Below are 20,578 nucleotides of genomic sequence, written 5' to 3'. Positions count from 1 at the left end.
ACGCGATGGGCAATCACTCCGTGAGCCGAGAGATGTCTCGCAAAGCCGCTTTAGTGCCGTCGCAATTTGATGCCGCGGCCTTCGATCTCGATGGCGTGGTCACGGATACCGCGGGTATCCATTTCCAAGCGTGGACGCGAACCTTCGACGTTTTTTTCGAGGAGCATGCGCACCGCACCGGCACTGCCTTTGTGCCATTCACGCTCGAGGACTATCGCAGGTACATCGACGGCCGTCCGCGCGAAGAGGCCATTCGTGCCTTTCTCGCCGCACGGGGGGTGGACGTCGCGGAAGGCAGCGAGCCCGATGGTCCCGAGGTCAAAACCGTCGAGAGCCTCGCGGAGCGAAAGGACGGACTGTTTCTGCAGGAGCTGCGCAGCAAAGGCGTCGATGTTTATCCATCCACGGTGGCCCTGATCCGGCGTCTGCGCGCGCTCGGGCTTAAGACGGCGGTGGTTTCGGCGAGCCGCAATTGCCAGGAGATCCTGCAAACCGCACGGCTCGATCATCTGTTCGACACCCGCATTGATGGACGTAATGCCGCGACTTTGGGGCTGCCGGGCAAGCCGGCGCCGGACACCTTCCTCGCGGCCGCGCGGCGCCTCGGGACGTCGCCCGAACGCACCGTCGTCATTGAGGACGCGATCGCCGGCGTGACGGCCGGACGAGCCGGCGGTTTCGGCCTCGTTATCGGCATCGACCGGACAGGCCACGGGACAGAGCTGGAGAATGCCGGTGCCGATATCGTCGTCGCCGACCTCAACCAGATCGATTTGGAATTGGATGATGGGTCGACGCAGCGACGGTTCACCGCCAAGCCCGATGTGCATCGGCTTGACCCGTTCATCGCAAGACCAGGGACGGAGACCCGCCATCCTGCTGCCCATGCTCGGCCGGACCCTTGGCTGTTTGCTCATGAGGGTTTTGATCCTGTCGTGGAGGGCCGTCGCGAAACGCTGTTCGCCGTTGGCAACGGGTACTTCGTGACCCGCGGAGCCGCCGCCGAGGCGCGCGCTGATGACTTACATTATCCCGGCACGTATCTTGCCGGCGCCTACAACCGGCTCACGACCGTGATCGATGGCCGCCCCGTCGAGCACGAGGACCTCGTCAATCTCCCCAACTGGCTGCCACTGACCTTTCGAATCGAAGAGGAGTTCGACCTGCGTCGCGTCGAAATCCTTGAGTATCGGCAAGCGCTCGATATGCGCCGTGGCCTGTACTTGCGGACTCTGCGGGTACGCGACGGGCAGGGGCGGGAAACCAGCCTCGCCGAGCGCCGTTTCGTGCACATGGATAGCAAGCACCTCGCGGCCCAGCATGTCACCATTACCTCGCAGAACTGGTCTGGTCGGCTCACAGTGCGTGCCATGCTGGACGGCGATATCGCCAATACCGGCGTGCCGCGCTACAAAGCGTTTGAAAGCAGGCATCTGCGCGTGTGCGAAGCGGCCGCGATTGCACCTTGCTCCATGCTGCTCCAGGTGGAGACGACGCAGTCGCAGCTACGGATCGCACAGGCCGCACGATTGGACGTAAGCGTGCGGGGACTGGATGCCACCGTCGACAAACACCCGATCGAGGAAGCGGCGCGTGTCGGCTACGACATCGTCCTTGATGTCGTGCCGGGCGCCAGCATTGAGATCGCAAAGATCCTTGCGCTTTACACCTCCAGGGATCGTGCCATCGCCGACCCGGAAACCGCCGCGCGCACCGCCATTATACGGGCCGACAGCTTTGATGCACTACTGCAAAGCCATGAACGCGTCTGGCGAGACTTATGGGAACGCACCGACCTCGACCTGCTCGACGTCGTGAGCGACGATGCGGATGACGCGCATTTGGCCGTGCGTCTGCACCTCTTCCATCTACTCCAGACAGCTTCGAGCCACAGCATGGAGCTGGACGCCGGCATTCCCGCCCGCGGCTGGCATGGCGAGGGGTATCGCGGCCACATCTTCTGGGACGAGCTGTTCATCTTCCCATTGCTGAGCCTGCACCTGCCGATCCTCGCCCGTGCCCTGCTGCTTTACCGCTACCGGCGTCTCGATGAGGCGCGCTGGGCCGCGCAGCAAGCTGGTTTCCGCGGCGCGATGTACCCATGGCAGAGCGGCAGCGACGGGCGCGAAGAAACCGACGTCATGTACTTCAACCCGCGGTCCGGCAACTGGATCAAGGACGACACGCATCTTCAGCGCCATATCGGCGCGGCGGTCGCCTACAATGTCTGGCAGTATTACCAAGCCACCGGCGATGCCGAATTCCTCTACGTCTTCGGCGCCGAGCTGATGTTCGAGATTGCCCGCTTCTGGGCCAGTATCGCGCAATGGAACGAAGCACGCGGCCGTTATGACATCCGCGGCGTGATGGGTCCGGATGAATTCCATGACGGCTATCCGGATCGGGACACGCCGGGCCTGGACAACAATGCGTATACGAATGTCATGGCCGTCTGGTGCATCGCCCGCGCGCTCGACCTCTTTGAACTGCTGCCGAAGGAACGCTGTCACGAGCTGTGTCAGAGTCTGCGGATCGAGCAAGAGGAACTCGCACGTTGGGAACATGTCAGCTGCAAGCTTTACCTGCCGTTCCATGACAACGGCATTCTCAGTCAGTTTGAGGGATATGAGGCGCTGCAGGAGTTCGACTGGGACGCCTATCGGCGCAAATACCCAAATATCATGCGCCTCGATCTCATACTTGAGGCGGAGAGCGACACGCCCAATCGCTACAAGCTGTCCAAGCAGGCTGACGTACTGATGCTGTTTTATGTGTTTTCCGCAGAAGAATTGGCAGAACTCTTCGATCGCCTCGGCTACACCTTCGATCCTGGCTCGATCCCCAGAACCATCGACTACTATCTGCGACGCAGCTCGCACGGCTCCACCTTGAGCGCCATCGCTCATGCCTGGGTGCTGGCGCGCTCTTGCCGGCAACGCTCCTGGTCGCTATTCACGGAAGCTCTGCAAAGCGACATTGGCGATATTCAAGGCGGGACTACGCGCGAGGGTATCCATCTCGGCGCCATGGCCGGCACGATCGACCTGTTGCAACGCTGCTTCACCGGTCTGGAGCTGCGCGGCGAAGAATTACATTTCCATCCGGCGCTGCCGGACGAACTGCACCGGCTGGCATTTCGGCTCCGCTATCGCCAGCACTCGCTTAGCGTGGACATAACCCAGGATGCGCTAACGCTGGCGAGTGATCCAAGTGACGCGGAAGCGATCTCCATCGCGGTCGACGACCGGCATATCGTCCTGCACCCGGGCGACCGAACCAGCGTGCCGCTTGCCCGTCCATCGTGATCACGCGAGCGCGGGCTGCGAAGCCGCTCGCGGGGCGCCGCAAGCAATCCGCCTCCGACACCAACTTCAATGCGCCGATACAACGTTCTGTGGCGTCCCCTGCGCAAACGCCTCGATGTTCGCAAGTGTCGTCGCGATGATGCGCTCCAGCGCCGCCTCGGTGTTGTAGGCGTTGTGCGGCGTAACGATCACATTGGGAAAACGCAGCAACACATGGTTCGCAACGAGCGCCTTGAAATCCTCCGCGTCCCGGATCGCCTCCTGATGGAAGATCGCTGCCTCTTCGCGGATCAAGGGCTCCTGCGGCAGGACGTCCAGGCCAGCGCCGCGGAGCCTGCCATCGGCCAGTGCCCGCACCAGCGCTTCGACGTCAACGATATGGCCGCGTGCCGTATTGATCAGGATTGCACCCGGCTTCATGCGCGAGAACTCGCGATCTGAAAGCATGCGGAGGGTGCCAGGCGTTGCTGGCACGTGCAACGTAACGACGTCGGCATCGGACAACAGCTTATCGAGGCTGGTGTAGGCGAACTTGAGACGGTTCGCCGCCGCTTCGTCCGGTTGGAGATCGTAAGCAACAACATTCATGCCGAAGCCGCGCGCGATTTCGATGACGCGGAGCCCGATGCGACCGGTACCGACCACGCCGATCATCCGGTCGCGCAGTTCGAAGCCCCGCAGCCCGGTTTGCGTGAAGCGCCCGCGCCGCGTCCGCTCCACCGCCTCCACAAGCTTGCGTGCAACCGCGAGCAGCAGGGTGAACACGTGCTCGGCCACCGTCGAGTCGCCGTAGTCAGGCACGTTCGAGACAATGATGCCATGCGCGGCGCAGTAGGGCAGATCGATGTGATCGTATCCAGTGGATCGCGTCGCTATCAGCTTCAGCCTCGGAAAGTGCGAAAGTGCCGATGCGTCAAGCCGCGAATTGACGAATGGGCTGGCGACTTCCGCGTCGGCGAAGTCAGCCGCGTTCCGCTGGTCCAGCGGCTCAGCAACGCATCGCACGCGATGGTGCGGCTCGAGGCGAACGCAGGCCTGACGCTCCCATTCCTCGGTCTCGAACATAACGATGTTCATTGTGGCCTCCCGGGTCGGAGCACGGGTCCAAGGCTCGGATTACCTTACACGGTCCAACCTTTGAGTAAACTGGTGCATGCAACCGACGATTGATGGCCCGTATTCAGTCCAAGCCGCGCATTTCCAGATAGGACAGTGGTCCTGCAGTATCTTTGCTCCCTGTCAGCAGCAGACGACGTGCACTCCCGGTCGTTCTTCAACCTGTTCAGGGGAACCATCGAGCGAGCGTCAGCGCCAGAATGCCTCCGAGCGCAAGATACCCAAGACAAATCGGTCCCGTCGTCCTCAGAATATCGCCTTCACGTCCTTGCAGACCGACCGTGGCGGCGCCCGTGATGATGTTGTGCAGAGCCGCACAATTGCCGACGGCAGCTCCGAACCCTTGGGCGGCGATCAACGCTAGCATTGGCAGACCGAGCCTGACGGCCGCCGCCTGCTGAAGATCCGTCAGGAGGATGTTGGAGACGGTTGTGGAGCCCGTGATGAAGGAGCCGATTGCCCCAACCGAAGGAGCAAGCAGCGGCCACGCGCGACCGGCCCGTGTGGCCGTCGCCGCCAGCGCCTCTATCATGCCCGCATGGACCATTAGCCGGGCGATGGCAAGCATCGCGAACAAGGCAACGGCGACGGGAACCAGCCGACGAACGGCGGCGGCGACGGCACCGGCCAGATCGGCAAGCTTGCAGCCCTGCAGGAGCCCGCCAAACAGAAATCCGGCGAACAGCATGGTCCCGGGATGATAGAGGGGCTCGATCCGGCCGCCGAACGGTCCGGGCAGCGCCCATTCGAGCACAACCTGCCGGAGCGTATCGCGGATCTGCGGAACGAGACGCGTCAGAAGGATCAGGCCGACCAGCACGGCATATGGCAGACCAGCAATGGCGAGCGATCTCGCATCCAGGGTCTCGGCCTGCTCCGCGTGGATCAACCTCAGGACGAAAGCGAATGCAAATCCGCCGGCGAGTGCTCCGCCGATCGTCGGCAGCTCTGGTCCCACCCATGTGGCCAACGCCAGGTAAGGCAGCAGGAAACAGACGGCGGCGACGATGGCCCATGCCGCGTATTTCGCCTGGAAACGTCCTGTGCTCGCGATGAACACGATCGAAAGCACCAACAATGGCGCTAGGCTCGCGTGCAGTAAGGCGGTCGGGAGCGCGATGCTGTTGCCGCTGATTCCTGACACGTCGGCCTGTGCGAGGATCGGAGTGCCGAGCGCGCCAAAAGAAGTGCCCGCGACATGACCAATGAGCGGTAAAGCGACCGCCACGACGGGTGTGAAGCCGAGGCTGACCAGGAGAGGCGCAGCCAGAGCGATAGGCGTGCCGAAGCCCGCCGCGCCTTCCATGAACGGCGCAAAGAACCAGGCGATGATGATGGCAAGCAAGGTCTTGTCCGAGGACAGGCTTATCAACCCCGTCCGGATGGCATCGATCGCACCCGAGCGCTGCTGAAGCTCATAGAGTGATAGGGCCGGCAGGATGATCCACAGGATGTCGAGGGCGGAGAAAACGGCCTCCGCACCGGTTCCGATGAGCGCTCCGGCAATGCCCAGCTCACCGTGGATACTCGTTCCAAAGCCGAAGAATCCGACCGCGCAAACCGTGGCCGCCACCAGCCCGACCAGTCCCGCATTTGCGGCAGACCACCGCAATGCGGCCATGAGGAGAACGATCAGGGCGAGCGGAGCAGTCGCGACCAAGGCTGCCATTCAACTTTCCGTGCGCTTGAATTGGACTCAAATCGCAACCGCGAATGGCTCTCCGATCAAAGGGAACATCAATCGCGAGCTCGATTAAATCTATCACAATCTACGGTCGCGTTGTATGATTTCGGGTCGAAGCTATTCGTCTTTGAGTGACTCGCTTCCACGAATGAGAGCTTAGCGCGCGTCACCCCGCTGCCCCTATCCGATTTGGCCTTGCTGCCAAGAAAGGGAGCCGAAAAATGACCGTTCGCGTCGCCATCAACGGATTCGGCCGCATCGGCCGTAATATTCTCCGGGCCATCTTTGAAAACGGCCGCAAGGATATCGAAGTGGTCGCGGTCAATGACCTCGGCCCTGTCGAGACCAACGCGCACCTTCTACGGTACGATTCCGTGCACGGCCGCTTCCCCGGCGAGGTCAAGGTCGAAGGCGACACCATCAGCATTGGCAATGGCAAGTTTAGGGTGACCGCGATCAAGGATCCCTCAAGTCTGCCGTGGAAGGACCTGGGCGTTGACATCGCGCTCGAATGCACGGGAGTCTTCAATTCGAAAAGCAAAGCTTCCGCTCATCTCATAGCGGGCGCGAAGGCCGTTCTGGTCTCGGCACCGGCCGACGGAGCAGACATTACGGTGGTTTACGGCGTCAATCACGACGGGCTTTCCAAGGAGCACAAGGTCGTCTCCGCGGCCTCGTGCACAACCAACTGTCTGGCGCCGGTTGCCAAGGTGCTCAACGACGCGATCGGGATCGAAAAGGGCTTCATGACAACGATCCATGCCTATACCGGTGATCAACCGACGCTGGATACCTTGCACAAGGACTTGTACCGCGCGCGGGCCGCGGCGATGTCGTTGATCCCGACGTCGACCGGCGCGGCGAAAGCCGTCGGCCTGGTGCTGCCTGAACTCAACGGCAAACTCGATGGCGTCGCCATTCGCGCGCCGGTGCCGAATGTCTCGGCCGTCGACTTCAAATTTGTCGCCAAGAGAGCGACATCGAAGGACGAGGTGAACGCCGCGATCAAGCGCGCGGCCGACCAGCAGCTCAAGGGGATCCTCGGCTATACCAACGATCCCAATGTTTCGGTCGACTTCAACCACGATCCGCACAGCTCCGTCTTTCACATGGATCAGACCAAGGTTATGGATGGTACCTTGGTCCGCGTCATGTCGTGGTACGATAACGAGTGGGGCTTCTCGTGCCGCATGGCGGACACCGCCGTAGCGATGGGAAAGCTGATCTGAGAAGCGAGGATCTTCGGCGCATTCTCCCCGCGAGGGTCCGGTGGCCGCGGCTCGGTCATGCGAACGTTTGGAGGCCACAGCAGCGCACCCATGTGCGGACTGAGTTTGCGGCTGGAATGCGCTCCCGCGGCTCGTCGCGTGAGTGGGAAGGCTGACCAAGCTAGCCGTAGCCGACAAGATGAGCTGCAGAGCGCCAAGCGTGACGCGACAGCGCCTCGAGGCTTCGAACCGTTTCGACGCGGACGAGCGCCGCGTCGGCGGTGAGCGTTCCATTGACGACCGCGCCCAGCGTCGTGCTGCGATGGGTGCGCTGCAATTCGCCCAGTTGCATGGCACAGCGCTCGAGTTCGGTGATGGCCTCGCTCGTCGAGATCACACGCCGGTCAGCCACGGCGCCGGCGTCCGGTGAGATTGCCGTGACCTGCGCAGCACGAAGCGGCGCCGCCACTCCGCGCGCAATCGCGGCTGCGCCTCGCATCGCTTCTGCGCATAGCTCTCGGGTGCGGATGTCCTCGGGTCCGCCGCCCACCGCGCCGAAGTCGATCGGTCCATTCGCCGATTCCGCCAGTCGAGACGCGTGGTCGAGCGCGTGTAGTGTGCTCGTGAGGCGCTGTTGCTCGTCATCGGTGTCAGGCGGCCCGGTCACGTCCGAGAGAAACATTTGTGCCTGGCGCAAGGCGTGGGCCGCCTCCTGCACCGATACGGCATCCTTCCCCAGGCGGATTGGTTCAGCGCGGCCGAGTAGGGCCGCCTCGATCGAACCGCATACCGTTGCGAGCGCCTGTGCGATCGTTTTCCGCACTGCTTCCACCGCTACGATCGGCGTCGCAAGCGCCGAGGGATCGAGGCAACGCGTGAGCGGTGAGCCACGCTCGGGCAGAATACGCTCGACCAGCCGAGTGAACCGGTTGACCAGCGGCAGCAGGACCAACACGCCGACCAGATTGTACGCCGTGTGATAACCGGCCAGCAGCGTGACGCCATCGACGGTCTTGGAGGCACGCAAGAGAAGAGGGGTGACGAAGGGAAAAAGCACCAGCGCAATAAGGGCGGCGATAAGCTTGAACAGGACATAAGCAATGGCCAGCCGCTTGGCGGTGGTGCTCGCGCCAATCGCCGCCAAGGAGGAACTCGTCGCTGTCCCGATGTTCTGGCCGATGATCAGCGCACAGGCCTGGTCCAACCCGACCGCACCGGCGTAGTGGGCGGACAACGTCACCGCGACGGCGGCCGTTGACGACTGCATCAGCGCGGTCATCACCAGCCCGACCACGACCAGCACCAGTACACCGACCAGGCCCGACCACCACCGGGCTTCGGGACCTGCGAGAACGACAGGCAGGTCCGCCGGGTGCAATCGTTCGGCTAGCCCGCCCATGCCCTGCTGCAGGGTTGTCAGCCCAAAAAGGACCAGCCCGAACCCGGCGAGCGCGGCGCCCACCCCGGATATTCGCCCGCGGGCCAGAAGCTTGGCCAACGCACCGACGAAGATCATTGGCAGCGCCGCCGCCGTGAGCGAGACGCGGACGCCGATGAGCGCGACCAGCCAGCCGGTGCCGGTGGTGCCCACATTCGCGCCGAAGACGAGGCCCAATCCTTGCTGGAACGTCAACAAGCCTGCGCTGACGAGACCGATCGTCGTCATGGTCGTTGCACTGGAGGACTGCACCAGAAGCGTGACAATGGCACCCCAAAAGGAGCCGAGCAGCGGTGTCGCCGCCGCCTTGCCGAGCACCGTTCGAAGGGCCGACCCGGCCAGCGCCTTGAGGCCTTCCGTCATCACGGTCATGCCAAGCAGGAAGAGACCTACGCCGCCGAGTACCGAGATTGCCGTCGACATGCGCGCTCCTGAGCCGAATGACGATCAGGCCAGCTCCTGCACTATAGCGCAGCAGCAGAGCGAAGGCATCCGACGAGGCTGCGCAATGGGCGACCGCTGCGCGGCGTCACCTATTTCTCGCGGCTGAGGGCCGCGCGTATAGTTTGCAACTCCCTCCTCTTCTCCGGGTCGACCATCGGGTAAGTGAGGTCGAGTTTCTCCACCGCCTCCACAATGGCCGCGGCGACTACGAGCCGCGTGAACCATTTGTTGTCGGCCGGCACGATGTACCACGGGGCATGCTCCGATGCCGTCGCACGGATGGCTTCCTCGAACGCGTGCATGTAGTCGTCCCAGAACTTGCGCTCGTGAACGTCGGCGGGCGAGAATTTCCAGTGCTTGTCCGCACGGTCGAGGCGCGCCATGAAGCGCTTCTTCTGCTCCTCGCGCGATAGGTGCAGGAAAAACTTGAGAATGACGACGCCTTGCCGGGTGAGGTAATCCTCGAAATGCGCGATGTCGAGAAGCCGTTCGTCCCAGATGCGCTTACTTACGAGCGATGCGGGCAGCCTCTGCCGCTCTAAAATCTCCTGGTGCACGCGTACGACGAGGACCTCTTCGTAGTAAGACCGGTTGAAGATTCCAATCCGTCCACGCTCGGGCAAGCGCTTTGAGTAACGCCAAAGGAAGTCGTGACTGAGGTCTTCCGACGACGGCTGCTTGAAGGAAAAGACCTCGCACCCTTGAGGATTTACGCCCGACATGACGTGCTTGATCGTACCGTCCTTGCCGGCTGCATCCATCGCCTGAAAGATCAGCAGCAGCGACCGGCGATCCTGGGCGTACAGCATGTCTTGTTCCTCCGCGAGCCACTCAGTGCCACGCCGGAGGAGTTCGGAAGCTTCGCCCTTATCGAGCACCAGACGACTTGTGTCGGCCGGATCGAAATTCTTCAGCCGGAAGTCCTTCCCTGTAATGACACAGTACGGCCGAATATACTTCTGGATGCGATCAAGAATTTCTTTTCTGGCCATTGAATGGCCTCCCCTGTTGCGGAGGCCCAGTCTAGGCTCAAAATGCGCAATATTCTTCCCGGTATTCCCGGAAAACGGCGCGCCAGCGTCACCAGGAATACAAAGCTTGGCACTCCAAACGGCATTCGCGCTTGAAGCAGCGACAAGCGCGCGCGGGCCCCATCATGCGAATTTGCTTGTGGGGCGCTTTTTGCAATTTCTTGATGCAAGTCCAGCAGCGGTACCGGAGCTGAGGTTTTGGCGCCAGCGTCCGTCCCGTTATCGAGCAGCCGTTAGGGCGCGGAACTTAGCACAATCGGCACCGTCCCCAGGACCGGCAGCAGCCGCCGCAACCTCGGCAGCCGCCGCACCTGCAGCCACGCCAAGCGCGGCAGCCTCGGCAACCGCCGCAGCCACGACGAACAACAACGGCGGCTTCCTGCACCTCGCCGCCGATGTTTTCCTTGTCGAACAGATGGAATGTGGCGAGACTGACGTCGGCCATCTCCTCTTCACCAAGAACGAAGCGCTGATTGGGCCAGACGTTGTCAGATTGCGGGACACCAGCCGCGGGCATGGTCGTAGCGGATGCGCTCCCCACCAGCGAAACCCCGAGGCCAGCGGCCCCGAGCGCCGTCACAGCAGCGGCTTTGGTTGTGCGCCTCTCCTTCGCTGCTTGCTTCACCTGTGGCATGGCCGCATCCTCCAATGGGTTTCGGTAGTTCAACTTGACGTGGCAGGTCTTGTACCGCCTACGAATGCGAAGCGGCGCATTCGGTTCCTATCGCAAGAGGAAACTTTTCACGCCGGAAAACAACCTTCGGCCTCATAGGCCGACCCGATGCTGGCACGGTGTGCACCGCATCGGACCCAGTGACCGCCCGGCAGCGCGTCGATGCGACCATTTACTCCGGCGGCTGCCACCCGGGAGAGTTTGATGTCGACGGCAGTCCCGCCAGGCCGTGAGCCCCCGGGACAGCTTCAATCGATGATGTGATAACCACCATCGATATACGTGACACCACCGGTAATAAGCTTGGCGCCGTCAAGCGCGAGAAACGCCGTTGCTGCGCCGACATCATCGATGCTGACGAGACTTCGCGCCGGCGCCTTGCTCTGCGCCTTGTCCAACAGCTCATCGAATTCCGGAATGCCCGAAGCCGCGCGCGTCGCCAGCGGGCCCGGCGAGATGGCATGCACCCGTATTCCCTTTGGGCCTACCTCCGCCGCGATATAACGCACCGCGGCCTCAAGCGCCGCCTTGGCCAATCCCATCACGTTGTAGTTCTCCACGACCATCTGGCTGCCGTAATAAGTCATGGTAAACATTGTGCCGCCGTTCTTCATCAACGGCTCCGCAAGATGTGCCATTCGCATGAACGACCAGCAGGATATTTCCAAGGTCTTGAGAAATCCGTCGCGCCCGACATCAATAACTCGTCCGTGCAACGCTTCTTTCGGAGAATATGCGATCGAGTGCAGCAGGATGTCGAGCTGCCCCCATTCCTTTTCGATCCGCTCGAATACCTGCTCCGTCTGCCCTTCGACGCTGACATCCAGCGGCATGAAAATTGGCGCTTCTAGCTCCCTGGCGAGCGGCTCGACAAACCTCTTCGCGCGATCGTTCAGATAGGTTACAGCCAAATCGGCACCCAGGGCTCGAAATGCTTTGGCGCACCCCCAAGCAATCGATTGATCGTTAGCGATTCCTACGATCAGACCCTTTCGTCCCTTAAGGCCGACCTTGGTCTCGGGAAATGCTGAAATGGTCATGATGCTCTCGCGCGTTGAATTGGCCGACGCATTTTCCAAAGCAGCGATACGGTTTGCTCGGCACGTACGACCCGACGCGGATGAAGTCGGGGCCACGGCGTGCACCAGCGATTGCCGCAGAGGTTAAGACGGAAGCCGCCGCCGCACCATCAAGACGTTAGACCGCAAAGCCAAGCTTGCGGAGCCCCGCCGAAGCAAGAAGCAGTCGAATTGCGGAATTGGTCAGAATCGCTGTCCAACTGGACTTAGCGGAGGAAGTCCTCCGCTAAACCTGTAGCTGGAGTGAAGCCAAAGCGAAGACGAACTGGCGCCGGCCTCTATCTCGTGCCCCTCACCCGCTTTCGGACCACGGATTCCAGCACGGCCCGGAGCTGCGAAGCGGCCGGCGAAAGATCGCCTCTCGCAAGCATCCGCAATTCGATCGCCGGCAGGCGCGGCAGATCGAGCTCTGCTCCCACCTCGCGTATGCCCGCAGGCGTCCGATGCGCCGTTCTGACCGTAATCCCGTGTCCGAACCGAAGGGCTCCCCACACGCCGGGCAGGCTCGGCGTCGTGAGCGACAATCTCCAGGCAACGCCCTTGCCGTCCAGCACCTGCAGTGCGGTCTGGCGAAACAGGCAGGGATGATCGAAGAGAACGAGCGGGATTCGATTTTCATTCGCTGTTTTCGCAAAGCTCTTTCCGCCGAACCACAACATCGGCAAGCGGGCAAGCAACGCGCCGGGCCTGTTGCGACCGGGCCGGAAAAATGCGAGCGCAAGATCGAGCCGACCGGCATTCACCTCGTCCTCGAGAGCGTAGTTGCGGCCAGCCCGCACCTCGACGTGAACACTCGGCCATTGCCGCGAGAATTGCGAGATGGCCTCGGGCATCACGTCTTCGAAGAAGTCCTGCGGAAGTCCCATCCTGATCGAGGCGGCCGCGACCGTCGAGCCCAGCGTGGCGGCAGCCTCGTCGTGCAACTCGATGATGCGACGCGCATAGGCGAGCAAGGCATCGCCGGCCTCGGTCGGCACCAGGCCGCGGCCGTTACGCTGGAATAGCGGACGGCCCGCCTGCTCCTCAAGCCGCTTCAGCTGCATGCTGACGGCCGACTGCGAGCGGCCCAACTGCACGGCCGCGCGCGCAAAGCTCCCGAGCTCCGTGCCGGCCACGATCGTACGCAACGCATCGATGTCGAATGTCGGCTTCATCTATCGAGTTTAGTGAAGTCAGGCTTCAAAACTATCCAATATACGAAAGTGTGGCGAGAGGCTAGCGTCCTGCAAACGCGACCCGTCCGGTGCGGCTTCGAAGGAGGAAGAATGACAACGATCCCATCCGATGCCCTGGGCTTCATCGGCCTTGGCACCATGGGCGAGGCGATGGCCCTCAATCTGGTGAAAGCCGGCACAAAGCTGATCGTCTGGAATCGCTCCGCCGCGAAAATCGCTCCCCTGGCGAAGGCCGGCGCGGTCGTTGCGCAGGATGTTGCCGACCTCTTCGCCCGCTGCGGGGTCGTGATCCTGATGCTGGCGGACCGCGCCGCGATCAATGCGGTGCTTGGACGCGGCGATGCTAGCTTTGCCGCGCGGGTCAAAGGACGTGTCCTGATCAACATGGCGACGGTGCCGCCCGACTATTCCAAGGCGCTGGAGACCGACGTGCGTGCAGCGGGCGGCCGTTATGTCGAGGCACCGGTCTCCGGCTCGAGAAAGCCCGCCGAGGCCGGCCAACTCGTCGCTATGCTGGCTGGGCACTCCGAGGATATCGCGGCGATCCGCTCCCTGCTCACGCCGATGTGCCGGCAAGGCTTCGACTGCGGCGCCGTTCCGGGCGCGCTTTTGATGAAGCTCGCCGTGAACGTCTTTCTCATCACCATGGTCACGGGCCTTGCGGAGGCAACGCATTTTGCAGAGCGCCACGGGCTGGATCTTGAGCGGTTCGTGGCAGTGCTCGATGCCGGACCAATGGCAAGCGATGTATCGCGCGTCAAGGCTGCGAAGCTGTTGCACCGGGATTTCGCCCGGCAGGCGGCCATCGCTGATGTGCTGAAAAACAATCGCCTCGTGGTCGAGGCCGCGCGCGAGGCGGGGATTGCATCGCCGCTCATCGATGTCTGCTCCGCGCTTTATGGACAGACCGAAGCACTGGGATTCGGCGAGGAAGACATGATCGCGGTCATCCGCGCGATCGAACGACGCTCCGCCGCGCTTCCGTGATCAGCTTCGTCCTGCTCAGTCTGCCGATCTTCGGCATGGTCGCGCTCGGCTGGGCCGCGGTCAAAGCGCAGCTTACGCCGCCATCCGCACTCGACGTGCTCGGCGCATTTTCCTTTCGCTTCGCGCTTCCCGCCCTCGTGATACGGCTGATCGCCAGCGAGCCGCTGGGTCGCTCGTTCAATCCGGTCTTTTTCGCAGGTTACCTGGCGAGCGGATGTCTCATGTTCGCGCTCATGTTCGCCGTTTTGCATCTGCTGCAGCGACAAAGACCCTCTGTCGCCGGCGCGCGCGCGACCTCGGCGACTGTCAGCAATCTCGGCTTTCTCGGCCCTCCCATCGTTCTTGCGTTTTTCGGCGAGCGTGGAGCCGGTCCGCTCGCGATGGCGATCGTCGCCGAGGTCATGATCCTCATGTCGGTTGGCGCCGCCATCATGGCTGGCAACGAGAGCGGCCGCGTGGGCGTCGGTCCGCTCATTCTCAAAAGCACCATCTACAATCCGATCATTGTGGCGATCGTTGCCGGCGCGGCCATCGCCGCTGCCGGGTTTGCGCTGCCTGTGCCGATGGATCGCTTTCTGGCGCTGCTGGGCGCCTCGGCCGCGCCGACGGCCCTCTTCGCCGTGGGCGGTGCGCTCGCCGTACAACGGATCAAGCGTTCGACCGGTTTGGCTGCGGCGAGCGTCACGATGGTCAAGCTCGTGATCTATCCCCTGACCGTGTGGTGCGTGCTCGCGCATGTGCTGCATATCGATGCGTTCTGGAGCGGCACGGGAGTTTTGATCGCCTCATTGCCCTCCGCCGGCAGCAACTATGTCCTCGCACAGCGTTACGCCGCAGATGCGGATCAGGTTTCGGCGGCGATTGTGCTGTCGACGATTGTCAGCGTTGTCACGGTACCATGGGTCGGATGGCTGATAGCGCCTTCATGAATGCCCGTTCTCGGGTGAACGAGGCGTCACGGCGACGGAGCCCGATGCTCCCTGAAAGCAGCCGCGACTGTGCGTAGTGCTCCCTTTGAGCGCGCATCCGATACGCTCGAGTGGAGCACGATCTCGGATGGAGGAAGCGGAGGAAGAGCGAACCGCTCGCCAATCTCGACCACTCCAACCGGCGCGACGCGGTGCGCCAAGGCGCCGACGGCAAGGCCGGCCGATACGGCCGCAATGACCGCCGCAGTCCCGCCTCCGGTAAAGACCTCGACCCATCTCACGCCGGCTGCATCGAGCGCCCGCGTGGCGATGTTGCGGACGCCGCAGGAAGCTGCCAGCGAGGCCAGCCGAAGCGCCTGGCCTTGGCGATGTTCGAAGCCTGGCGCGGCAAACCAGCCAAAACGCTCCTGCGCCAGGATCTCGCCATCGCGCCGATCATCCTCGCGGCGAACGATCGCCGCATCGAGCGCGCCGCGGTCGAACGCATCCAGGAGGTTGCGCGACGCTTCGATCTGAACCTCGATCAAGAGCGCGGGATCGTAGGCATGAAGCCGTGCCAGCAGAAGCGGCAACTCGGGACCGGCGACTTGATCGGCAATACCGAGCGTGAAGCGGCGGGACGTAGACGACAGACCCGCCAAAGCGCGCTCATGCGCCGCGATGAATTCGCGTGCGACACCAAGAAAGGCTGCGCCTCGCGCCGACAGGCGTACCAGGCGCGGCGTCCGCTCGATCAGCTTTTCGCCCAGCCTGTCCTCGAGCCGCTTGAGCTTGACGCTGATCGCAGCCTGCGAGGTGTCGAGCGCCTCGGCGGCTCGCGTGAAGCTCTGAAGATCGGCCACCAGGACGAAAGCCTGTACGGCATCGACATCCAAGGTCAGCACAGGAAAAATGCCAATACGTTATCTCTGAAATATTCAATCATCCTATTTTTATATGGTCAAGCTCCCTCTATGTAGCTTTCCGGCCGCACATGAGGATCGGGCGGGTACTGCGCCGCCAGCGATCGAGGAGCCTGGATGAGCGCGGAAACTGACCAACTGCTGGATCGACAACTAACCCCGATGGATCCGGGCATTGCGACGCTGCCGTATGTGAGCGGCAGTTTCGTCGCCTCATTGGCGTCCTCCTACCTCATGCAACGGCTCGGATCTTATGCGCTGACCCTCGGCTTCGGCCTTCAGGCGCTCGGTTTCTTCCTCCTCATGCTGGCCGTCGAATCCATGCTTCCTGACGGCGGCCTTATCGGCCTCGTCGCAGCGGGGATGGGCTTTGGCATCATCATGCCCTCGGTGATCAAGGCTGTCGGCGGCGGCGTTGATCTCCGTCGCGCCGCGCTCGCGTCAGGCGCTGTTATCTCCGCCCTGCAGATCGGATCCGCGCTCGGCATCGCGATCATCGGTGGCGTCTTCTATGGCGCGCTCGGAGCTGCGCAGAGTTCAACCGCTTATGCGCACGCCTTCACGCTTGCGCTTGGTTGTGCGGTTGCGGTCCTGATCCTTGGCGGCGCCCTGTCTACCTTGGTGGCGAAAGAAAGCCGCCCAACTGTTTAACCCCCCGCTCCAATTGAGAGTAACGGATGCTCGATATGTACTACGCGACCCTGCTCGAGGCGGCCGATGCTGTTCGATCACGCAACGTCTCCCCTGTTGAACTCACCCGCGGATTGCTCGAGCGCATCGGCGGGCCACGCCTATCAGCAGGCGACTGATTGGCATTGCAAGCATCCGCTGCCCTGAGATCTAAGCGTCCACCAATTCACAACATGCCGGCCGATCGACCGGATCGCGCCGGTGAGCGGGAGCAAGTCATGAGCGTCAACGCAGCAGCCCTTGCAAAACGGAGCGTTTTGGAAGCGGAAGGCGATCCGCGCCGCTGGTTCGCGCTTCCTGTCCTCTTGATCGGCGCGTTCCTGCCGGTGCTCGATTTCAACGTCGTCAATCTCGCACTACCTGCAATCCGCCAGAGCCTTGATGCGACGTCGAGCGACGTGCAATTCGTCATCTCCGCCTACGCCGCGACTTACGCCGTCTTCCTGATCACGGGCGGTCGGCTCGGCGACTGGCTGGGGCGCAAGTGCATGTTCGTGCTTGGCGTCGCCGGCTTTACGCTCGCATCCGTACTTTGTGGCCTTGCGTGGTCGCCGGGCGTCCTGATCGCCGGACGTATCCTGCAGGGGCTGACGGCGACGGTGATGGCGCCGCAGGTGCTGGCCTCGATCCGCATCCTGTTTCCCGCTGCCGAGCAGGGCACGGCGTTTGCGCTCTACGGCGCAACGTTCGGGCTCGCCAATATCGCCGGCCAGATCCTCGGCGGCGTTTTGGTGTCGTCACATCCCTTCGGTTTTACCTGGCAGGCGATCTTTCTCGTCAATGTGCCGATCGGTCTCGTTGCTATTGCGGGCAGCCTGCTCTTTCTTAGCGACTCGCGAGCTGACCACGGACAGCGGCTCGATATCGGCGGCGTCGTGCTGCTTTCGGCAACTCTCGGCCTTCTCGTCTATCCTCTGGTCCAGGGTCGCGAGACGGGGTGGCCGCTCTGGATGATCATCATGCTGGCGCTGTCACCGGTCGCGCTGTTCGCCTTCATTCGGTTTGAACGTCGGCTGACCTCGCGGGGCGGCTCACCTCTCGTCGACCTCTCGCTGTTCCGGGAATCGGGATTTGCGATCGGCGTGGCCATGGCGCTCGTGTTCTACATGCTCTCGTCCTTTTACCTGACCTTTTCGGTCTATCTGCAGGGAGGTCTCCATCTGACGCCCCTTGACGCCGGCCTTCGCACGCTTCCTTTCGCCATCGGCTATTTCGTCGCCTCTTTCGCCTCGGCGGGCATCATGCAACGCCTCGGGCCGCGCGCCCTGACGCTCGGCTTCGTTGTCCAGGTCGTCGGCTTCGGCACGGTGATCCTGTCTGTCCTGGGCGCAACGCCGGGATATCTCGAGGTTGCGCTTCTTGTGGCCGGCCTCGGCTATGGCATCGTGGTACCCTCGGTGATCAAGGCGGTGGTCGGAGGCATCGACCAACGTCATGCCGGCCTGGCATCGGGAGTTGTGATCTCCACCTTCCAGATCGGCGCGGCACTCGGCGTAGCAATCGTCGGCGGTGTCTTCTTCGGCAGGCTTGGTACCGAACCGGACCTAGCGGCCTATGCGCATAGCTTTGCTGTTGCGCTCGGCTGCAACGTCGGCCTCCTGGTCCTCGGCAGCGTGCTGTCGCTGTGGCTGCCTGATCCGAAGAGACTTGGGGCCTAGTTCTCAACCGAAGACTTAACGTCGGCTGCCAGAGGCCGCGTGCTCAAATTTTCATTCGGCCGATTGCGGCCTTCAACGCATCGACGCTTCGCATCAACGCATCCTGCTCGCCTTTGGAGAGCTCCGGCTGCAGCGTCTCGATGACGCCCGCTCGACCGACGACGGCTGGCAGGGACAGCGTAACCTTGTGCTCCGGATGATAGCGGCCGATCGGTATCACCGCGCGTTCATCGCGCAGGATCATCTCGGCAATTCGCGCACAGACCATGCCGATGCCGTGTTGGCTCGCGCCGATGCCTTCAATAATGGAGATATTGGCGTATTTTACCTCTTGCTCGACTTCGCGCCGAAATTCCTCGAAGTCCCCTTTCGGTCGGCGCGACAACAAGGCTTGGATCGGCACACCGTTCACCTGTGCCGAAGACCAGACGAACACTTCCGACGTGCCATGTTCGCCCAAGACCTGAGCACTGGCTGAATGAGGGCTAACGCCAAACCGCTGCGCCAGATGAAACCCAAATCGCAGACTGTCGAGATAGGTCCCGGTGCTGAGGACACGGCTGTGCCCCATCATACGTACCGCATCGGCAAGCGGGTCCGGGGGATCGGTCACGACCAGCGTCAGCATCTCGGGCACGACGGCATCAAGCTGCGAGATGATGTCTTTATAGACGGCGACATTGGTATCGAGCAGGCGCAGCCGGCCGGCGGGATCGCTGCGATCGGTCGCGCCGCCAGCCTTCTCATTGACGCCGGCCGTAATGATCACCAATGCGGCGCCCTTCAGATCGGCATAGTCGCCGGCTCGCACCGTGACCGAGGGTGAGAGTGTCGCGCCATAGCGAACATCTGTCGCCAGGCCTTGCGCCTTCTCCCGCGTCTTGTCGATCAGAACAATCTCGGTTGCACAGCCGCGCATCACAAGAGCCATGAGCGACGCAGCCCCGACCGCCCCCGTGCCAATGATCGCCACTTTCATATTATTTCTCCCGAGAAAGCCGCTGACATACCGATTGGCATTCATCTCCGCTGTTTCGAGGTCCGAAGGTATCACGGCGATCGGGAGCGAGTGAAATCAGCAAACCGCGAACGAACGGCTCAGGGCGACAAGATTTCGACGAGGCACGGCAAATTGCAAACTTGCACGGCGATGCCCTGTCCCAGCCTTGTGCGAATCACGCAACGCGCCAATGACAGGCGGGTTCGCGAGCGGTCTCCTCGGTCAAAATACGGGCCTTTCCGAAAATCTCGTTCGTTTTGAAAATCGCTCGTGAGGCCCGAAAGACCTGGCGCGCCGAAACCGCGTACACCCGCGCGTCCATCGCGCGATAACGATATAATCGGAATACGGTCAGGGAATGGAATGCGCAAAATCATCGTCGTCACCGGCGCTTCAAATGGCATTGGACGAGCGACATGCAAGGAATTGGCACTCGCTGGGCACACTGTGTACGCTTCGATGCGCGAAACCAAAGGCCGCAACGCGCATTGCGTGGAGGAGATCGAAGCATTTGCACGGGAGCATGGCATCGATCTGCGCAGCATGGAGCTCGATGTCTCGTTCCAGGATTCGGTCAATGCGGCAATTGACGCAATCGTCTCCGAGAACGGCCGGCTCGACGTGGTGGTCCATAATGCAGGCCAGATCGTTTATGGACCGGCCGAGGCGTTTACGCCGGAACAGCTCGCCCAGATTTACGATACGAACGTTTTGAGCACGCAAAGGGTCAATCGCGCCGCCTTGCCCCAGTTGCGAAAACAGGGACGGGGTCTGCTGGTCTGGATTTCCTCAAGCAGCGCGCGAGGCGGCACATCCCCCTATCTGGGGCCCTATTCCTCTTCAAAGGCTGGTCTGGACGCTCTGGCCTTGAGCTACGCTGGCGAGCTCGCGCGCTGGGGCATTGAAACCACCATCGTCGTCCCGGGCGCTTTGGGACCCAATCATTATATCCGCTCTGGCAGGCCCGGCGACACGATCAGGGCGGAGGAGTATGCGGATGGGCCGACTGCCGATATCAGCGAAACCGCGCTCAGGGGATTGGCCGCGCTCTCTGCGCTAGATCCCGATGCCCAGGGCATCGCAAGTGCGATAGCGAAACTCATCGACACTCCGTTCGGTACACGCCCCCTGCGGATCCACTTCGACCCGGACCATGACGGCGCGGCTACCGTCTGCGGAGTTGCCGATCGTGCGCGCGCGGAACTGCTGCGGCGGATCGGGCTTGAGGACATCCTCAAGCCGGCGATTATCGAATGAAA

At 62.2% G+C, this 20,578-nt stretch carries 16 protein-coding genes; 8 read left to right on the top strand and 8 right to left on the bottom strand.

The genetic code is table 11. The features are described from left to right. Positions 1 to 5: 5 nt before the first annotated feature. Complete coding sequence (locus F758_RS0102650; protein ID WP_157449826.1) at positions 6 to 3,305, top strand: beta-phosphoglucomutase family hydrolase; 3,300 nt, start codon at positions 6 to 8, stop codon at positions 3,303 to 3,305. Between the two features lie 66 nt (positions 3,306 to 3,371). Here the strand turns inward: F758_RS0102650 and F758_RS0102645 are convergent, their stop codons facing one another. Then, positions 3,372 to 4,382 (bottom strand): hydroxyacid dehydrogenase, encoded by a 1,011-nt coding sequence (locus tag F758_RS0102645; RefSeq protein ID WP_024506391.1) that lies wholly within the window; start codon positions 4,380 to 4,382, stop codon positions 3,372 to 3,374. 205 nt (positions 4,383 to 4,587) lie between these two features. After that, on the bottom strand, positions 4,588 to 6,090 hold the full coding sequence (locus F758_RS0102640; RefSeq protein ID WP_024506390.1) for an L-lactate permease: 1,503 nt from the start codon (positions 6,088 to 6,090) through the stop codon (positions 4,588 to 4,590). Positions 6,091 to 6,326: 236 nt separating this feature from the next. Between F758_RS0102640 and gap the strand changes: the two genes are divergently transcribed. Further along, positions 6,327 to 7,334 carry a type I glyceraldehyde-3-phosphate dehydrogenase gene (gene gap / locus F758_RS0102635; protein ID WP_024506389.1) on the top strand — a complete coding sequence of 336 codons (1,008 nt, stop codon included), beginning with the start codon at positions 6,327 to 6,329 and terminating at the stop codon, positions 7,332 to 7,334. 160 nt (positions 7,335 to 7,494) lie between these two features. Here the strand turns inward: gap and F758_RS0102630 are convergent, their stop codons facing one another. From F758_RS0102630 to F758_RS0102615, 4 genes are all read right to left on the bottom strand, one after another. Continuing rightward, a complete protein-coding gene (locus F758_RS0102630; protein ID WP_024506388.1) occupies positions 7,495 to 9,174 on the bottom strand; it encodes a Na/Pi cotransporter family protein in 1,680 nt (559 codons plus the stop codon). Positions 9,175 to 9,284: 110 nt separating this feature from the next. Next, positions 9,285 to 10,187, bottom strand: a complete 903-nt coding sequence (locus F758_RS0102625; RefSeq protein WP_024506387.1) for a polyphosphate kinase 2 family protein — start codon at positions 10,185 to 10,187, stop codon at positions 9,285 to 9,287. A gap of 960 nt (positions 10,188 to 11,147) precedes the next feature. Then, positions 11,148 to 11,939, bottom strand: a complete 792-nt coding sequence (fabI, locus tag F758_RS0102620) for an enoyl-ACP reductase FabI (RefSeq protein ID WP_024506386.1) — start codon at positions 11,937 to 11,939, stop codon at positions 11,148 to 11,150. Between the two features lie 317 nt (positions 11,940 to 12,256). After that, entirely contained in the window at positions 12,257 to 13,132 is an 876-nt protein-coding gene (locus F758_RS0102615) for a LysR family transcriptional regulator (protein ID WP_024506385.1), read from the bottom strand. A 111-nt stretch (positions 13,133 to 13,243) separates the two neighbouring features. On the opposite strand from F758_RS0102615, the gene F758_RS0102610 reads away from it, so the two are divergent. After that, positions 13,244 to 14,140: an NAD(P)-dependent oxidoreductase gene (locus F758_RS0102610; protein WP_035720449.1), complete on the top strand. Its 897-nt coding sequence runs from the start codon at positions 13,244 to 13,246 to the stop codon at positions 14,138 to 14,140. Beyond that, positions 14,137 to 15,069 carry an AEC family transporter gene (locus tag F758_RS0102605; protein ID WP_024506383.1) on the top strand — a complete coding sequence of 311 codons (933 nt, stop codon included), beginning with the start codon at positions 14,137 to 14,139 and terminating at the stop codon, positions 15,067 to 15,069. The genes F758_RS0102610 and F758_RS0102605 overlap by 4 nt, the downstream gene beginning before the upstream one ends. Before the next feature lie 26 nt (positions 15,070 to 15,095). On the opposite strand, the gene F758_RS0102600 is transcribed toward F758_RS0102605, so the two are convergent. After that, on the bottom strand, positions 15,096 to 15,953 hold the full coding sequence (locus tag F758_RS0102600) for a LysR family transcriptional regulator (protein ID WP_024506382.1): 858 nt from the start codon (positions 15,951 to 15,953) through the stop codon (positions 15,096 to 15,098). A 135-nt stretch (positions 15,954 to 16,088) separates the two neighbouring features. Here F758_RS0102600 and F758_RS0102595 point away from each other — a divergent pair, with 135 nt between their 5' ends. The 3 genes from F758_RS0102595 to F758_RS0102590 all read left to right on the top strand — a co-directional run bounded on the left by F758_RS0102595 (position 16,089) and on the right by F758_RS0102590 (position 18,319). Continuing rightward, on the top strand, positions 16,089 to 16,622 hold the full coding sequence (locus F758_RS0102595) for an MFS transporter (RefSeq protein WP_157449825.1): 534 nt from the start codon (positions 16,089 to 16,091) through the stop codon (positions 16,620 to 16,622). Between the two features lie 26 nt (positions 16,623 to 16,648). Beyond that, positions 16,649 to 16,780 carry a hypothetical protein gene (locus F758_RS52715; RefSeq protein WP_283805838.1) on the top strand — a complete coding sequence of 44 codons (132 nt, stop codon included), beginning with the start codon at positions 16,649 to 16,651 and terminating at the stop codon, positions 16,778 to 16,780. Between the two features lie 99 nt (positions 16,781 to 16,879). Next, positions 16,880 to 18,319: an MFS transporter gene (locus F758_RS0102590; RefSeq protein WP_035720580.1), complete on the top strand. Its 1,440-nt coding sequence runs from the start codon at positions 16,880 to 16,882 to the stop codon at positions 18,317 to 18,319. Positions 18,320 to 18,362: 43 nt separating this feature from the next. Here the strand turns inward: F758_RS0102590 and F758_RS0102585 are convergent, their stop codons facing one another. Beyond that, positions 18,363 to 19,298 carry a lactate/malate family dehydrogenase gene (locus F758_RS0102585; protein WP_024506379.1) on the bottom strand — a complete coding sequence of 312 codons (936 nt, stop codon included), beginning with the start codon at positions 19,296 to 19,298 and terminating at the stop codon, positions 18,363 to 18,365. Positions 19,299 to 19,682: 384 nt separating this feature from the next. On the opposite strand from F758_RS0102585, the gene F758_RS0102575 reads away from it, so the two are divergent. Further along, entirely contained in the window at positions 19,683 to 20,576 is an 894-nt protein-coding gene (locus tag F758_RS0102575; RefSeq protein WP_024506378.1) for an SDR family oxidoreductase, read from the top strand. The last annotated feature ends 2 nt before the right edge of the window (positions 20,577 to 20,578 follow it).

This window comes from Bradyrhizobium sp. ARR65 (genome assembly GCF_000472385.1).
In the GTDB taxonomy this organism is placed as follows: Bacteria; Pseudomonadota; Alphaproteobacteria; order Rhizobiales; family Xanthobacteraceae; genus Bradyrhizobium.
This window is presented reverse-complemented; position numbering and strand designations above follow the sequence as displayed.

Coding starts and splice junctions, on each gene's coding strand:
- F758_RS0102650 (WP_157449826.1), top strand. CDS start 6: ATGGGCAATCACTCCGTGAGCCGAGAGATGTCTCGCAAAGCCGCTTTA.
- F758_RS0102645 (WP_024506391.1), bottom strand. CDS start 4,382: ATGAACATCGTTATGTTCGAGACCGAGGAATGGGAGCGTCAGGCCTGC.
- F758_RS0102640 (WP_024506390.1), bottom strand. CDS start 6,090: ATGGCAGCCTTGGTCGCGACTGCTCCGCTCGCCCTGATCGTTCTCCTC.
- gap (WP_024506389.1), top strand. CDS start 6,327: ATGACCGTTCGCGTCGCCATCAACGGATTCGGCCGCATCGGCCGTAAT.
- F758_RS0102630 (WP_024506388.1), bottom strand. CDS start 9,174: ATGTCGACGGCAATCTCGGTACTCGGCGGCGTAGGTCTCTTCCTGCTT.
- F758_RS0102625 (WP_024506387.1), bottom strand. CDS start 10,187: ATGGCCAGAAAAGAAATTCTTGATCGCATCCAGAAGTATATTCGGCCG.
- fabI (WP_024506386.1), bottom strand. CDS start 11,939: ATGACCATTTCAGCATTTCCCGAGACCAAGGTCGGCCTTAAGGGACGA.
- F758_RS0102615 (WP_024506385.1), bottom strand. CDS start 13,132: ATGAAGCCGACATTCGACATCGATGCGTTGCGTACGATCGTGGCCGGC.
- F758_RS0102610 (WP_035720449.1), top strand. CDS start 13,244: ATGACAACGATCCCATCCGATGCCCTGGGCTTCATCGGCCTTGGCACC.
- F758_RS0102595 (WP_157449825.1), top strand. CDS start 16,089: ATGAGCGCGGAAACTGACCAACTGCTGGATCGACAACTAACCCCGATG.
- F758_RS52715 (WP_283805838.1), top strand. CDS start 16,649: ATGCTCGATATGTACTACGCGACCCTGCTCGAGGCGGCCGATGCTGTT.
- F758_RS0102590 (WP_035720580.1), top strand. CDS start 16,880: ATGAGCGTCAACGCAGCAGCCCTTGCAAAACGGAGCGTTTTGGAAGCG.
- F758_RS0102585 (WP_024506379.1), bottom strand. CDS start 19,298: ATGAAAGTGGCGATCATTGGCACGGGGGCGGTCGGGGCTGCGTCGCTC.
- F758_RS0102575 (WP_024506378.1), top strand. CDS start 19,683: ATGCGCAAAATCATCGTCGTCACCGGCGCTTCAAATGGCATTGGACGA.